This window comes from Robiginitalea aestuariiviva, from assembly GCF_029537735.1.
GTDB lineage: Bacteria > Bacteroidota > Bacteroidia > Flavobacteriales > Flavobacteriaceae > Robiginitalea > Robiginitalea aestuariiviva.
In genome coordinates this window covers 388,839-403,890 of record NZ_JARPUQ010000001.1, presented here as the reverse complement: position 1 = coordinate 403,890, position 15,052 = coordinate 388,839, and the positions used below count along the sequence as shown (strand labels likewise).

The 15,052-nt window shown below is 55.7% G+C and carries 11 protein-coding genes and 1 tRNA gene; 5 read left to right on the top strand and 7 right to left on the bottom strand.

The window, feature by feature from the left end; translation table 11 throughout:
* Positions 1 to 67 precede the first annotated feature (67 nt).
* Positions 68 to 139: transfer RNA gene (locus OZ410_RS01815), tRNA-Gln, on the top strand.
* A gap of 67 nt (positions 140 to 206) precedes the next feature.
* On the opposite strand, the gene OZ410_RS01810 is transcribed toward OZ410_RS01815, so the two are convergent.
* The 6 genes from OZ410_RS01810 to OZ410_RS01785 all read right to left on the bottom strand — a co-directional run bounded on the left by OZ410_RS01810 (position 207) and on the right by OZ410_RS01785 (position 8,257).
* Entirely contained in the window at positions 207 to 1,322 is a 1,116-nt protein-coding gene (locus OZ410_RS01810) for a glycoside hydrolase family 43 protein (RefSeq protein ID WP_338156638.1), read from the bottom strand.
* Positions 1,323 to 1,334: 12 nt separating this feature from the next.
* Positions 1,335 to 3,554, bottom strand: coding sequence for an alpha-glucuronidase family glycosyl hydrolase (locus tag OZ410_RS01805; protein ID WP_277706198.1), 2,220 nt, complete (start codon positions 3,552 to 3,554; stop codon positions 1,335 to 1,337).
* Between the two features lie 195 nt (positions 3,555 to 3,749).
* Complete coding sequence (locus OZ410_RS01800; RefSeq protein ID WP_277706197.1) at positions 3,750 to 4,811, bottom strand: LacI family DNA-binding transcriptional regulator; 1,062 nt, start codon at positions 4,809 to 4,811, stop codon at positions 3,750 to 3,752.
* 138 nt (positions 4,812 to 4,949) lie between these two features.
* On the bottom strand, positions 4,950 to 5,450 hold the full coding sequence (locus OZ410_RS01795; RefSeq protein WP_277706196.1) for a hypothetical protein: 501 nt from the start codon (positions 5,448 to 5,450) through the stop codon (positions 4,950 to 4,952).
* Positions 5,451 to 5,638: 188 nt separating this feature from the next.
* Complete coding sequence (locus tag OZ410_RS01790) at positions 5,639 to 6,895, bottom strand: hypothetical protein (RefSeq protein ID WP_277706195.1); 1,257 nt, start codon at positions 6,893 to 6,895, stop codon at positions 5,639 to 5,641.
* 93 nt (positions 6,896 to 6,988) lie between these two features.
* On the bottom strand, positions 6,989 to 8,257 hold the full coding sequence (locus OZ410_RS01785; RefSeq protein WP_277706194.1) for a cation:proton antiporter domain-containing protein: 1,269 nt from the start codon (positions 8,255 to 8,257) through the stop codon (positions 6,989 to 6,991).
* A gap of 175 nt (positions 8,258 to 8,432) precedes the next feature.
* On the opposite strand from OZ410_RS01785, the gene rimP reads away from it, so the two are divergent.
* The 3 genes from rimP to infB are packed head-to-tail and all read left to right on the top strand — an operon-like array spanning position 8,433 to position 12,868.
* Positions 8,433 to 8,906, top strand: a complete 474-nt coding sequence (gene rimP / locus OZ410_RS01780) for a ribosome assembly cofactor RimP (RefSeq protein ID WP_277706193.1) — start codon at positions 8,433 to 8,435, stop codon at positions 8,904 to 8,906.
* Positions 8,907 to 8,921: 15 nt separating this feature from the next.
* Positions 8,922 to 10,154, top strand: a complete 1,233-nt coding sequence (gene nusA / locus OZ410_RS01775) for a transcription termination factor NusA (RefSeq protein WP_277706192.1) — start codon at positions 8,922 to 8,924, stop codon at positions 10,152 to 10,154.
* A 44-nt stretch (positions 10,155 to 10,198) separates the two neighbouring features.
* Complete coding sequence (infB, locus tag OZ410_RS01770; protein WP_277706191.1) at positions 10,199 to 12,868, top strand: translation initiation factor IF-2; 2,670 nt, start codon at positions 10,199 to 10,201, stop codon at positions 12,866 to 12,868.
* A gap of 96 nt (positions 12,869 to 12,964) precedes the next feature.
* Here infB and OZ410_RS01765 read toward each other — a convergent pair whose 3' ends face one another.
* The gene (locus OZ410_RS01765) at positions 12,965 to 13,333 is read right to left on the bottom strand and encodes an SPOR domain-containing protein (RefSeq protein WP_277706190.1); all 369 of its coding nucleotides are present in this window, start codon (positions 13,331 to 13,333) and stop codon (positions 12,965 to 12,967) included.
* Positions 13,334 to 13,653: 320 nt separating this feature from the next.
* Between OZ410_RS01765 and OZ410_RS01760 the strand changes: the two genes are divergently transcribed.
* Positions 13,654 to 15,045 carry a cytochrome c3 family protein gene (locus tag OZ410_RS01760; protein WP_277706189.1) on the top strand — a complete coding sequence of 464 codons (1,392 nt, stop codon included), beginning with the start codon at positions 13,654 to 13,656 and terminating at the stop codon, positions 15,043 to 15,045.
* Positions 15,046 to 15,052: the final 7 nt, after the last annotated feature.

The following is a 15,052-nucleotide window of genomic DNA, read 5'->3' as shown; positions in this document are numbered from 1 at the left end:
GCGAATTGGCATTATTTTTTGTTTGGCGTAATCAAACTTTGTTTTAAATTTGCCGCTCCTAAGGCTCTGGCCCATGGTGTAATTGGCAACACTACTGATTTTGGTTCAGTCATTCTAGGTTCGAGTCCTAGTGGGCCAACAGAGAAAGCCCCCGGATGCAAATGCGTTCGGGGGCTCTTTATTTTGTTGCGGTTGGTGCACAGGGATCAGGGTTCGACCAGGGCGTCTACGGTACGGATGGTCCCGTCAGCATTGTGGTGCAGGCGGGTGTACTTCACATTGCGCAGGTGGGTCTGGCCGCCACTCATGGAGCTGTCGTGGAAAAACAGCCACCAATCCCCTTTGTACTGCACGATGGAGTGGTGGTTGGTCCAGCCCAGTACGGGCCTGAGTAGTACCCCCCGGTAGATAAAGGGGCCATAAGGGTTGTCTGCGGTGGCATAGGCGATGTTGTGGGTGTCTCCGGTAGAGTAGGAGAGGTAGTAGGTGCCTTCGTATTGGTGCACCCAGGCGGCCTCAAAGAAGCGGCGCTCATTATCTCCTGCAGTAATGGGGTTGCCCCCGGCGTCCACAATAAGGACATCCCTGGGGGGTTCCGCAAATTCCAAAAGGTCATCGGCCATTTTGGCCACCTTGGGTGCCAGGGCCGGCTGGTCGTCTGCCGGGTAAACGTCCTCCCCGTGGTATTCCCCGTCTTTCCATCGCTGGAGTTGCCCACCCCAGATGCCGCCAAAATACATATAGTAATCCTCCCCGTCCTGGAACACGGCGGGGTCCATGCTGTAGCTGCCGGCAATGGGATTTTCCCGGGCCGAAAAGGGCCCCGCGGGATTGGAGGCGGTGGCTACCCCGATCCGGAAAATATCTTCCTTATCCTTTACCGGGAAATAGAAATAATAGGTATCCCCTTTATGGGCTGCATCCGGGGCCCACATCTGCCGGCCGGCCCAGGGGACGTCTGCAAGGTCCAGGGCTACGCCGTGGTCCGTTACGGGCCCGCCCACGCTGTCCATGGAGAATACATGGTAGTCCTTCATGTTAAAGTGGCTTCCCAGGTCGTCTTGGGGGATGCCGGACTCATAATCGTGGGAGGGGTAGACGTAGATTTTGCCTTCAAACACGTGTGCGGAGGGGTCTGCGGTGTACAGGTCACGGGTGAGTTCATATACAACGTTGTCCCCGGCAGGTTCTTCCTGCATGGCCTGGCTGGCCTCGGCGGCAGTTTTATCGGTTCTGTCCATACAGGAAATACTCCCCAGCAGGATAGCCATAGCGGGCAGGAGGCAGGTGAGTTTCCGGAAGGAGTTTGCTTGATTCTTCATAACGGATAGGATTTAGTTCCACCTGGGGCGGATGCCCGGGGCATAAGGGAATTTCAGGGACTTGTAATATTCCAGGGTGTGTTGCGGGGGTTCCATTTCCGGGGGGAATTCCCGCCCGGAGAAGGTTTGGAAATACAGCATGCAGGCATCGCGCCACCACTGGGCTTCCTTAAGCTGGATCCCCAGTAGCATGTGTACCTGCCGATACCGTTCCGGGGGTATTTGCGACTCCAGGCTTTCCCAGGTCAAGATCATCTCCCGAACCTGGTCTACCCCTTGCTGGTATTTCATCCCCAGGTTGTCCCAAAGGGTGCGTCCGTTTTTTAGCGGGTAATCCCAGGGCAGGTGGTGGAACCAGAGCAGGTATTCTTCCGGACAGGTCTCCAGGTTGCCAAAATAACGGGCCACCTCCGGGGCATATTGAGACAGGGCGTCACTGCCCGTGGCCGTCCGGTCAAAGCCGATACCTTCGGCATCCGCCTGGTGGTAATACACCGGGTTCCATTCCGGGCGGGAGAGATTATCCACCCAGGGGCCTGGCCCATAGTGGTGTCCGGTATCAAAAATGTGGTGCAGCCCCAGGGGATTCATATAGTTGACTACGGCTTCCCGGGATTCCAGCATCATGGCCTTTAAAGGTGCTATCACCCCGGGGTCGTTCGAGAAGGTGCATCGCAACCATTCCCCGGCAATGGTTTCGGAAGACAGGTCCGGATCCCAGGCCAGACGGCCAAAGCCGTACCAGTCTGCCTGCCCGAAAAGGTGTCCGGTCCAGTTGTAGTCCGTACCGATATTCGACACCCCGGCCATTCCGGTTAGCCGGTTGCCGAAAAGGCTGCCGTCTACCACCTTTGAAACGGTAGATCCTTTTCCCTTGCGGTAGGTGTCCGATTGCAGGGTTTCTTCGAAAAGTTTGGGCAGGTAAACCAGGTGGGTGGCAAACCCCAGGTATTCTTTGGTGATCTGGAACTCCATCATGAGCGGGGTGTGCTCCATGGCCCCGAACATGGGGTGGAAGGGTTCCCTGGGCTGGAAGTCTATGGGGCCGTTTTTAACCTGGAGCAGGACGTTGTCGCGGAACTTCCCGTCGTAGGGCACAAATTCGCTGTAGGCCTGTTTGGCCCGGTCCGTGGGGTCGTGTTCCGAATAGACAAAGGCCCGCCACATGATCACCCCACCATGGGGTGCCACGGCGTCTGCCAGCATATTGGCCCCGTCCAGGTGCGTTCTGCCATAATTCTGGGGCCCGGGTTGTCCTTCTGAATTGGCTTTTACCAGGAAGCCCCCAAAGTCCGGGACCATGGCGTAAATCTCGTCGGCTTTCTGTCTCCACCAGGCAATAACCCCGGGGTCCAGCGGGTCGGCGGTGGAAAGGCCGCCTATTTCCATGGGGGCCGAAAACCGTGCGGTCAGGTATACCTTCAGTCCGTAGGGGCGGAACAGATCTGCGAGGGCCTTAACTTTTTCCAGGTAATGGGGGGTCAGGATCAGGGCGTTGGCGTTTACGCTGGTCAGGGCTGTACCATTGATGCCGACAGAGGCATTGGCGCGTGCATAATCCATATAGCGCGGGTCGATATAGTCCGGGAGGGTTTGCCAGTTCCAGATGGAGAAGCCGGAATACCCACGTTCGATAGTGCGATCCAGGTTGTCCCAGTGGTTGAGCATTCGAATATCCGTACGGGGTGCTTCCGAAAGATCCAGTCTTGCCAGGGGCTGGTGCATCTGCAGCAGGCGCAGCAGGTGGAAGGTGCCGTATAGCAACCCGCTATCGCCATGGGCGGTCACCACCAGCGGGCGGTGTTTTCCTTTTTGCACCCTGTGGATCCGGTAGGTTTCTATTCCCGCTTCGGGGGCAGGGATGTTTTTGCGCAGGGATTCCGGGAGTGCTTCGTAGGGCATCACCACCAGCCCTGCCCGGGAGGCATCCCGGGTTTCGAAAACAGGTTCCCGGCCCAGCATGGTACTCAGGCCCTGTTGCAATTCCTCGCGGATTACCCTGGGGGTACCGTCACCTTCCGGGGCCTGGATACGCAGGAGTTGTTGTTGATAATCCAGCAGCAGGGCTGTATCGGACACGGGTTGGTAATCGAGCCACAAGTCATAGCCGTCGCCCGGGCCGGCCTGGGCGGTCACTGATGTGAAGGGAATAAGGGTGAAAATCAACACAAGCAGCCCTGAAATGGGGCAAAAAGAGGCCGTTAAACGGATGCGTCTGAAGAAACCAACCATGTCTGTTTCATTTGGAGCCCTGGTACAAGGCAAGGGATAAGGTATTTTAGGATGCAATCGATTGCGAAAGCCATTCGCTAAGGTACATCAAAATTGCTGTCGAAATGTACGATTGCCCCAAAAAATGATGCGGCACAACTGCCGGAGCATTAGCGGCATAAGGGACTGGTTCAGTGCGCTTGCACCGTTGCCTGGCTACCTGTCCAGGGCAGGCGTTCCAGGCATGGGGAATTCGCGCAAGGAAGATTGGCGGGCTATGATTTCGGTCTCCAGAACAATGGTTTCCGGAGGGGTGGTGTCCCCTTCGCTTTCCGATTGGTCCACGATCTTCAGGGCGGAAATCTCCCCCATTTTTCCTGCCGGATGGGAAACGGTAGACAGGGGGGGCTCCACGATGGAAGCGATAGGGTCATCGTTAAAACCGATGATGGCCAATTGCCCCGGAACGTCAATGCCCAACTTTTTGGCATACATGATGGCACCTACGGCTGCCGTATCGTTGGCAGAGAAAATCCCATCCGGAGGGTTTTCCAGTCGCATCAGTTTTTTGGTGGCCTTACGACCCTCCTTAAAACTGAGAGTCTTAAACGGAATAATCAGTTCCTCTTCCACAGGAAGGCCGTGATCCTTAAGGGCATCCCGGTATCCCCTGGTCCGACCGTCGTAAATGTTACGGTGTTGTGAGCCGGCAAAATGGGCAATTCGTTTACAGCCCTGGTCAATAAGGTGTTTGGTGGCCTGGTACCCTGCTGTGTAGTTGTCAATAACCACCCTGCAGGCATCGAAGGCATCGGGAACCCGGTCTACAAAGACGATAGGGATGCCCTGGTCGGAGAAATTCCGGAAGTGTTCCAGATCCCGGGTTTCCATGGCCAGGGAAACAATAAGCCCGGCTACCCGGCTATCGTAAAGGGCCCTGCTGTTGCTCACCTCATTTTCATAAAGGTCGCTGGACTGGCTGATCAGGACATTGTAACCTGCTTTTCGGGCCGTTTCCTCTATGCCGCTGATCAGTGCGGCACTAAAGGGGCGGTTGATCCGGGATACCAGTACGCCAATGGTTTTGCTCTTGTTGTTCCGTAACCCGGCCGCAAGGACATTTGGGCGGTAGCCCATGGCCCGCGCCATTTCCTGTGCAGCCTTCCGCGTTTTTTGGCTAATGCTCTTATGGTTGTTAAGCGCACGCGATACCGTAGAGGCGGAGCAGTTCAAGGCTTTGGCCAGGTCGTAAATGGTAACTTCTTTCTTGGCTTTCATGCCGGGGTGGGATAGGTTTCGAACCGGGGAGGTCCGTTATGGGGTTTGTGCGTCCAAGATAGGTAATGTGTCTCAATCACTCCCGGCACTGTTTTGATTCGGGGATAATATGCAACTGTCGGAATATGCAGGAGTAACTTATCGATCCGCAAACCGCAATTCTGCCAGGCGGCGTATGACGGCCGGGTCCAGCTTTTTACTGCGGGTGTCCATCATGTTGGGATCTACCACCCATTGCATAAAGTCCACCAGGGGGATGCGGGTGATCACCCCGCCCTGTACCTCGGATACAGGGGCCTCGTCCCGGGCATGGGCCAGCAGCAGGGAATCCAGGCGGGTAAACTGGTTGCGGGCCAGGCCCCAGAAGGCATAGGCGCGTACCACGGCATTGTCGTGGTTGCACAGTTCAAGGAGTTGCCCTTCACTAGCAGTTTCGGTAAGCTGCAGGAAGTTCCGGTACTGGTTAGTGGTTTCCCCGTTAAACCCCACGTAGGGGCCGTGTACCCGGTTCACCTTAGCCAGGGAATCCGCCAGGGCCTGGTAGGCCGGTACGGAATCGGCCGCAGTTTCCTGGGCCGGGGCCAGGCCCGGCAGCAGGCAGCAGACCAGCAGCAAGCGATATAAAACGTTGGGTCTCACAGGTGCAAAGGTACATCAGAAACCGGTGGGGTGCCAAATCGATAGGCTATTGGCAATGGGGTGATAAAAATGAGGATGGGAATGGCTTGTGGTGCAAGGATTTTTCAGGGTTGCGGGGTACTTTGAAGCCGGGCGGGCGGGGGTGCCCCTTTATGGTTAACCTGCCCAATTCCCTTTCCCAAAAACATCTACCTGAGTTGCAAATCCCTTGCCGGCGAAATGTTGAGGCTATCCCACTGCGGGTAAAGCGCCCGGATTTCTATAAACTCCTCCCGAAGCTTCATGCTATCCCGGACGTTTTCCAGATCCCATCCCAATAGGTCCAGGTAGAGAAGTTGTTCCGGGTAAAAACCATTGGAGAGGAACCTGGGAAACTCCCGATTTCCATCTGCATCGGGTTCCGGACCCTTGCCGTACATGATGTCGTAATATTTCAAAGTGTTCTCCCGTATCGAGTACATAGCGAGGAGCAATTCCATCAGTTCCCGGCTTTCCGGGGAATTCCCCGGGTAAACCTTTAATTGCCTGTAGGTTTCGTGTGGGAGGGGGTAATACCAGAATGTGGGCTTGCCTGCGTATTCCCATTTGAATTCCCAGGGCATTTCCTTTTGCAAATCGATAATCATACGCGCCAGGATGATCGTGTCCAAAGATACCGGATGGTCCTGTTCGAAGGCCTGGCTTACCCCGTGCATTTGAATGGCCGACCTTATGGAATAGAATTTTTTTAAATCTGAGATCGTTTCCCTGGTGTATTCGATACCATACAGGAATTTCGCTCGGGACGTTTGAGCGGCTATATATTCGAATTCCTCCTTGTACCAACCGGCATATTCCCGGTTCACCACCTCCGGCCCCACCACCAGAAAGCGGCCCAGGAGAAAAATAATCAGCATCCCAAGCAAAAGGGAAGCCAGCATCCACCGTCCCGCCCTAAAACATTTCTGATAAATGTGCCAGGACTGCAGGAAAAATACCATTGGGATTAGCCCGAAAAGGAAGGGATAAGAATCGATCAGCCGCAGTTGGTTATTGACATCGGGCATGGCAAATACCAGGATGGGCACCAGGCTGCAATAGCGAAAGACTACCAAAATGACCACCCAGAGGGATAACTGGTTCATCAGCCAACCGGTTCGCAAGGCCGGGCGATGTCCCCGAAAGTTTCCCCGGATCCTGCCAAACCAAATACTCAGGGCTATATTGAGACCCAGCAGGTAGGAGACGGAGGCAAAGAAGTACTGGTAGAAGGGTCTTTCCAATTCGTCCAAATCCCACAAGTCCGACCAGATGGAGGTGACCAGGCGCATCAATTCCATTCCTACAGAAAAGAAGGAATTCAGGGCCACGGCCACGAAGAGCCCTGCGCCAATCCCAAACCAGAATTTGGTAAGCCCGATGCTTTTGCGGGTAAGGCGTGGTTTCCGTAGGCGAAGACGTTCCATAGACAATCAAGTAAGGGGCCTGGTGAGTGCCTCAAATGCGCTTTCGGCACATGAGTTTTCAGCCCTATCTTTAGTGGAGTTCATGGAGGCTCTTCATTCCTCCTCCGCCTCCTGCTCTGCATCGTAGGCCTCATCCAGGGCGTCGTATTCCTCCTCGATCCCGTCCAGGACAGTGCCCGGTTTCTTTTTGTCGCGGATCATGGCCCAGGTCATGATCAGGCTGGTGGCAATGATGATAAACAGCAGGATGCCGGGTTCAAAGGTTTCGATCTTGGCCTCTGCCGGGATGGCATAGAACAGCAGTACGGTAATCAATCCACGGGGTGCGATAAAGAGCTGGGGCCGAATATCGCTCCCGAATACAATGCGCAACAGCCCAAAGCGGATGATGTAGATGGAGGCGATAATCAGCAGGCTGATCAGCAGTACCTTAATACTGAGCAGGCTGCTCAATACTATAGTAAGCCCGAAGACCACAAAGAAGAAGGTGCGCACCACAAAGGCGGTCTCCAGGGTAATAATGTGGAGTTCGTGGTAGATCTGCCGGGCGCGATCCGGCTGCAGGTACCGGCGCAGGGGGCCGAAAAAGAACAGTTTCATGTTGGCGATCACCAGGCCAAAGACCAGGATAATGATCAGGGAAGACAGGTGCAGCTTCTTCCCGATGGCATAGAGCAGCAACAGCACCGCAATAAGCAGGAATTGCTTGGCCTGGGTGCGGATGCCCTGGAAAATGAGGATCAGCAGGTAGCTGGCCGCAATGGCCACCACCACGGTGAGCAGCAGGGTGCCGGCAAACCCGGCGGGGCCCACGGCTTCGGCGGGGTTCAGCTGCCCAGCCAGGAAATAGAACAGGATAATCCCGGCAATATCCGAGAAGGTGCTCTCGTAAATATGAAATTCCTTCTTGGCTTCCGGGAGCCCGCCCACGCTGGGGATGATGATGGCGCTGGACAGGATGGACAGGGGCGTGGCGTACAACCAGGCCGAGGCCGTGCTCATGCCGGGCACCAGGGCCTCCAGGATCAGGGCGGCCACCCAGGCCGAGGCCAGCAGGCCGGCAACGGCCACCCCCATGGCTTTGAGGATGGGCCATACCTTGTCCCGCCGCAGCTCCAGTTCCAGGGCGGCTTCCAGCACAATCATAATCAGCCCCACTATACCCAGGATCTCCAGGGCGGGAAACAGGTCCGGCAGGCGGTTGCCCAGGGCGCTTACTGCATATTGGAGGATCACCCCCAGCACAATGAGCATCAGGACCGAGGGGATGTTCGTTTTCCGCGACAGGGTATTGAACCAGAATGACAGGATCAGGATCAGGGCGCCTTCAATGATCAGGTTGTAGGAAGAAAAGAGTTCCATAGGCCGGGCTTTGGGTTTAAAGGTAACGGAATTCGGGCATTTCAACCGGCTTAATTTCCATGGGATTACATTGTCAATTCCCGAAAAAAGGTATATCTTTGCGCCACTTATCGAAGCATTGCGAATTGATAAGGGGACCGAAAGTCCCCTTTTTTGTTAGCAGTCATTCATGGTGATGGAACCAAGCAGTTTACAACAGCGCGTCAGTGCCCTGCTCGAGGAAGCCCTCCGGGCGCGGCCGGACTTGTTCCTGATCGACCTGAAAGTCGGGTCGGACCAGTCCATCCGCATTACCCTTGACGGAGATTCGGGGATCAGCCTGCAGGATTGTATGGAAGTGAGCCGGGCGGTGGAGCACCAGCTGGACCGGGATGCCTTCGATTTTTCGCTTGAGGTAAGTTCGGCAGGGGCCTCGGCCCCGCTGGAAATGCCAAGGCAATACAAGAAACACGTGGGCCGGAAACTGGCGGTGCGCCGCTCCGGGGAAGACCTGGAAGGCACGTTGCAGGCCGCGGATGAACATGGCATAACCCTGGGCTGGAAGGCCCGGGAACCCAAGCCGGTTGGCAAGGGGAAGCATACGGTTCGGAAAGAGGAGGTAATTCCCTATTCCGACATTGAACAGGCAAAAGTGGTTTTAACCTTTTAACGGTAACGCAAAAACATGGAAAATCTCGCACTGATCGAATCGTTTTCCGAATTCAAGGACGACAAGTTTATCGACCGGGTAACCCTGATGGCTATCCTGGAGGAAGTATTCCGGGCTGCCCTCAAGCGCAAATTCGGTTCGGACGACAACTTCGACATCATCATCAACCCGGACAAGGGCGACCTCGAGATCTGGAGGAACCGCGTGGTGGTGCCGGACGGGGAAGTAGAAGAGCCCAACGAGGAGATTTCCCTTTCCGAGGCCCGCAAGATCGAACCGGATTTTGAGGTAGGGGAAGACGTATCCGAGGAGGTAAAGCTGATCGACCTGGGGCGGCGTTCCATCCTGGCGCTGCGCCAGAACCTGATCGCCAAGATCCACGAGCACGACAACACCACCATCTATAAGCAATTCAAAGACCTGGAAGGCGAGATCTACACCGCAGAGGTGCACCACATCCGCCACAAGGCCATTATCCTGCTGGACGACGAGGGGAATGAAATCCTCATGCCCAAGGAGAAGCAGATCCCTTCGGATTTCTTCCGCAAGGGCGACAACGTGCGCGGGATTATCGAGAGCGTGGAACTGAAAGGCAACAAGCCGCTGATCATCATGTCCCGCACCTCTCCCAAGTTCCTGGAGCAACTCTTCCACCAGGAGATCCCGGAGGTGTTCGACGGGCTGATTACCATCAAAAAGGCCGTGCGTATCCCGGGCGAGAAAGCCAAGGTTGCCGTGGATTCCTATGACGACCGTATAGACCCCGTCGGGGCCTGTGTGGGGATGAAGGGTTCCCGCATCCATGGGATTGTGCGCGAACTGGGCAATGAGAATATCGACGTGATCAACTGGACCAACAACCCCCAGCTGATGGTGTCCCGGGCGCTGAGCCCCGCCCGCGTAACCCAGGTAAAACTGGACGATGAAAACAAAACCGCCCAGGTATACCTGAAGCCGGAAGAGGTCTCCAAGGCTATTGGCCGCGGCGGCCACAACATCCGTCTGGCCGGCCAGCTTACGGGGTATGAAATTGATGTCTTCCGCGAAGGGGTGGAAGAAGATGTGGAGCTCACCGAGTTCCGCGACGAGATCGAGGAATGGATCATTGCGGAGCTTCGCAAGATTGGCCTGGATACGGCCCGCGCCGTCCTGGAACAGGACGTGGACGACCTGGTAAAACGCACCGATCTGGAGGAGGAAACCATCCTGGATGTGATGCGTATCCTCAAGGAAGAGTTTGAAGATTAAGCTATATATTAGCAACTTATTATTTAGAACGCTGGAATTCTTTTATGGCAGACAACGCAACCATAAGGCTTAACAAGGTCCTCAGAGAACTCAATATTTCGCTGGATAGGGCAGTGGATTACCTTGCCTCCAAGGGGCATGAGGTAGACGCGCGCCCGACCACCAAAATCTCCGACGAAGTATATCAGGTGCTCCTGGATGAGTTCAAGTCCGACATGAGCAAAAAGGTTGCTTCGCAAGAGGTAGGGGAGGAGAAACGCAAGGAGAAGGAAGCCCTGCGCCTGCAACTGGAACAGGAGCAGGAAGAGCGCAGGCTGGCCCGCGAACGCCGCCAGGCCAAGACTGAGGTGGTACGCGCCAAGGCCGAACTGAGCGGTCCCAAACAGGTGGGCAAGATAGATCTGGATGCCCCCAAGGCCAAACCGGCACCGGTGGCAGAGGAAGCCCCCAAGGCAGAAGTGCCTGCCCCAGCCAAAGAAGCAGAGGCCCCGGCCCCGGCCGAACCCAAGGCAGAGGCCGAACCCAAGGCCGAAGCCAAACCCGAGGCCGAACCCGAAGTTAAAGCCGAAGAAAAGCCCGCAGCTCAGGCCGCACCAGAGAAGATCGAGACGGAGTACCAGAAACTCTCTGGCCCCAAGATCAAAGATAAGATCGACCTCTCCAAGTTCGAGAAGCCGAAAAAGAAAAAAGAAGACAAGGACGACCAGGACCGCAAGCGCAAGCGCCGCCGCATCACCAGCCGGACCGATGCCGCAGGCCGTGGGAAGGCAGGAGGTCGCAAACAACGGGGGGGCACTGCCAAGGTGGAACCCACCGAGGAAGAAGTACAAAAGCAGGTACGGGAAACCCTGGAAAAATTACAGGGGAAATCCAAGAAAGGCAAAGGGGCCAAGTACCGCCGCGACAAGCGGGACATGCACCGTCAGCAGACCGAAAAGGACCTGCAGGAGCAGGAACGCGAGAGCCGTACCCTGAAAGTGACCGAATTTGTGACCGCCCAGGAGGTGGCCACCATGATGGACGTCCCCACTACGGATATTATTTCGGCCTGTATGTCCCTCGGAATCATGGTCACCATGAACCAGCGCCTCGATGCCGAAACCCTCAGCATCGTGGCCGAGGAGTTCGGGTTTGACGTGGAATTCGTGACCGCTGAAATCGAGGAGGCCATTGAAGAGGTAGAGGATGCTCCGGAAGATCTGAAAGCCCGTGCCCCCATCGTTACGGTGATGGGTCACGTAGACCACGGTAAAACCTCCCTGCTGGACCACATCCGCGAAGAGAATGTAATCGCAGGCGAAAGCGGGGGAATTACCCAGCACATTGGCGCCTACGGGGTAACCCTCGATAACGGGCAACGGATCACTTTCCTGGACACACCCGGGCACGAGGCCTTTACCGCCATGCGGGCGCGTGGGGCTCAGGTGACCGACATCGCTATTATTGTGGTGGCGGCAGACGACGATATCATGCCCCAGACCAAGGAAGCGATCAGCCACGCCCAGGCTGCCGGGGTTCCCATTGTCTTTGCGATCAACAAGATCGATAAGCCCACGGCCAACCCGGACAAGATCAAGGAAGGCCTGGCGAATATGAACTTACTGGTAGAAGACTGGGGTGGGAAAATCCAGTCCCACGACATCTCTGCCAAAACCGGGCAGGGCGTTAAGGAACTGCTCGAAAAGGTCCTGCTGGAAGCGGAGTTGCTTGAACTGAAAGCCAACCCGGACAAGCTGGCCAACGGTACGGTGGTGGAAGCCTTCCTGGATAAGGGACGGGGCTATGTCTCTACCGTGCTGGTTCAGGCCGGAACCCTGAAGATTGGGGACTACGTGCTGGCGGGAACCTGCAGTGGTAAGGTTAAGGCCATGCAGGACGAACGCGGAAAAAGCATTAAGGAGGCCGGGCCTTCGGTGCCTATTTCCATCCTAGGGTTGGACGGGGCGCCCCAGGCCGGGGATAAATTTAATGTGCTGGAAGACGAACGGGAAGCCAAGCAAATTGCGGCCAAACGTTCCCAGCTGCAGCGCGAACAGAATGTCCGCACCCAGCGCCATATTACCCTGGACGAGATCGGAAGGCGAATTGCCCTGGGCGACTTCAAGGAGCTCAACATTATCCTGAAAGGGGATGTGGACGGTTCCGTGGAAGCCCTCTCGGATTCCTTCCTGAAACTTTCCACCGACGAGATCCAGGTGAATATCATCCTGAAAGGGGTGGGTGCCATTACCGAATCCGACGTATTGCTGGCTTCGGCCTCGGATGCGATCATTATCGGGTTTAACGTACGTCCCATGGGCAATGCCCGCGAAGTGGCCGACAAGGAGGAAATCGATATCCGGACCTACTCCATCATCTACGACGCCATTAACGATGTTAAAGATGCGATGGAAGGGATGCTCTCCCCCGAAATCAAGGAGGAGGTTACCGGTACGGCCGAGATCCGCGAGACTTTCAAGATATCCAAGATCGGTACCATTGCCGGGTGTATGGTTACCAGCGGCAAGATTTTCCGCAACTCCAACATCCGCCTGATTCGCGACGGCGTGGTGATCTTCACTGGGGAGCTCGCTTCCCTGAAGCGCTTCAAGGACGATGTGAAGGAGGTATCCAAAGGGTACGATTGCGGGATGCAGATCAAGAACTACAACGACATCCGCGAGAGCGATATCGTAGAGGCCTTCCAGGAAGTGGCTGTCAAAAAGACCCTGTAAGACCTGATAAATTGGCAATAAAAAATCCCAAACGCCGGTGGTGTTTGGGATTTTCTTTTTTGGGCCGCCCGCATCGGGATAGGCGGCGAGGAGGTGCTATTTTTCCTCGGGGCGGAGCAGGAGGGCGGCGGGAAATTTTTTGCGGACTTCGCGGTATTCCCGTTCGGCTTCCAACCGGCTTTTAAACCGGCCTACCTGCACCCGATACGTGGGGGAGTCGAACACGATCTTCGCCTGCCATTGCGGGAAGTCAATTTCCACATCCCGCTTGAGTTCTTCTGCAGCGCTGAAGGAGCCAAAGCCCACCTGGATGGTGTAGTATCCGGCTTTGGCTATCCCCTGGGCATAAATGGCCAGGAGTTTTTCGATCCCGGGTTCCTGTTCAATATGGAGCTGCCCGTTTTGGGCCCGGGCAGAAAGCCCCAGCCCCAGCAGGCAGATAAGGGTAAAAATCGCAGTTTTCATCCCGTAAATTTCTAGTTTTCCGATATGGATAAAGGTACTTTTTTAGGGGCTTTCCGGGGCATAAAAGTAATTATTTAGAAAGATTATAAATTATAAATTATAAAACCTTTAAGATTTCCTGAATAAAGTCTAGTTTGTATTTTTGCTGACCGTTTGGGCGGTTTTAAATCGCTATTTTAATCCGGTTTTGCGCCGGGCCTGCGCGCCGCCAAACTGAACAAAAAAGCCCGTATCACTGGCTTTTGGTAGGTTTACCAGCCAAAAGCATGCCAAGCTTTAGCCCAGTGCTGCGGGATGCAACATATATTGAACAGCAACACATGAAAAAGGTTCCAAACCGCCATCCGAACTTTGCGATTTTAGCTTTTTCTCTTGCCCTCTCCCTGCTTGTTTCACCCACCCTTACCGCCCAGGACGATGCGGCTGCTGCTGCGTCTACAGAGGCCGCGGCTGACGCCGGGGATGGGAGCCCTTGTGGCCCGGGGGATGCTGCGAAAGGGAAGCAATTGTTTAATCAGAACTGTGCGGCCTGCCACGCCCTGGACCGTCGGATGACCGGTCCGGCCCTGGCAAATGTAGCCACCCGCCTCACGGAAGAGGAGGGGCTGGACTGCGACTGGATTTACGGATGGATCCGCAACAGCGCCGGGGTGATTGCTTCCGGAGACAGCTACGCCAACAGCATTTACAACGAGTACAACCAGGCGGCCATGACCGCCTTCCCCACCCTGAGCGATCAGGACATCAATGACATTCTGGCCTATACCGAGGCCCCGCCCCCTGCACCGGCTGCTGCCGCTGTGCCTGCTGGCGGTGGGACCGGGGATCCGGCTGCCCAATCCGGAATTTCCAATGAAATTATCCTTGGTGCCCTGGCCCTGGTCTTTGCCCTGTTGGTGATGATGTTGTTCCTGGTAAACCGTACCCTGCGCCGCATTGCCGAGGCCAACGGGGTCATGGTGGAAAAGGAAAAAGCCGAGAAAGGACTGCCCATCTGGAAGGCCTTTGCCCAGAACCAGTTCCTGGTCCTGGTAACTGTGATTTTCCTGATGCTGGGCGCGGCCTACTTCGCCTACGGCTGGCTCATGCAGGTTGGAGTGGACCAGGGGTATGCCCCCATCCAACCCATCCATTATTCCCATAAAATCCACGCCGGGGACAACGGCATTGACTGTAAGTACTGCCACTCCTCTGCCCGGGTGTCCAAGCACTCCGGCATCCCGTCCCTGAATGTGTGTATGAACTGCCACAAGTCCATTTACGAATACAAGGGCAATCCCGAAGGGCCTTCTGCCGAAGACCTGGCCAACGGGTACACCAACGAATTCTACACCGGCGAGATCAAGAAGCTCTACGCTGCCGTCGGCTGGGACGAAGAGACCCAGAGCTACGCCAACGAGCCCAAGCCCGTAGAGTGGGTGCGGATCCACAACCTCCCGGATTTCGCGTACTTCAACCACTCTCAGCACGTAAGTGTGGGCAAGATCGAATGCCAGACCTGCCACGGCCCCGTGGAGGAAATGGAAATCATGTACCAGTACTCTCCCCTCACCATGGGTTGGTGTATCAACTGCCACCGGGAGACCAACGTACAGATGGAAGGCAACGACTATTACGAAAAAATCCACGAGGAACTTGCCAAGAAGTACGGCGTGGAACAGGTTACTGCAGCCCAGATGGGCGGCCTGGAATGCGGCAAGTGTCACTATTAATCCGAGC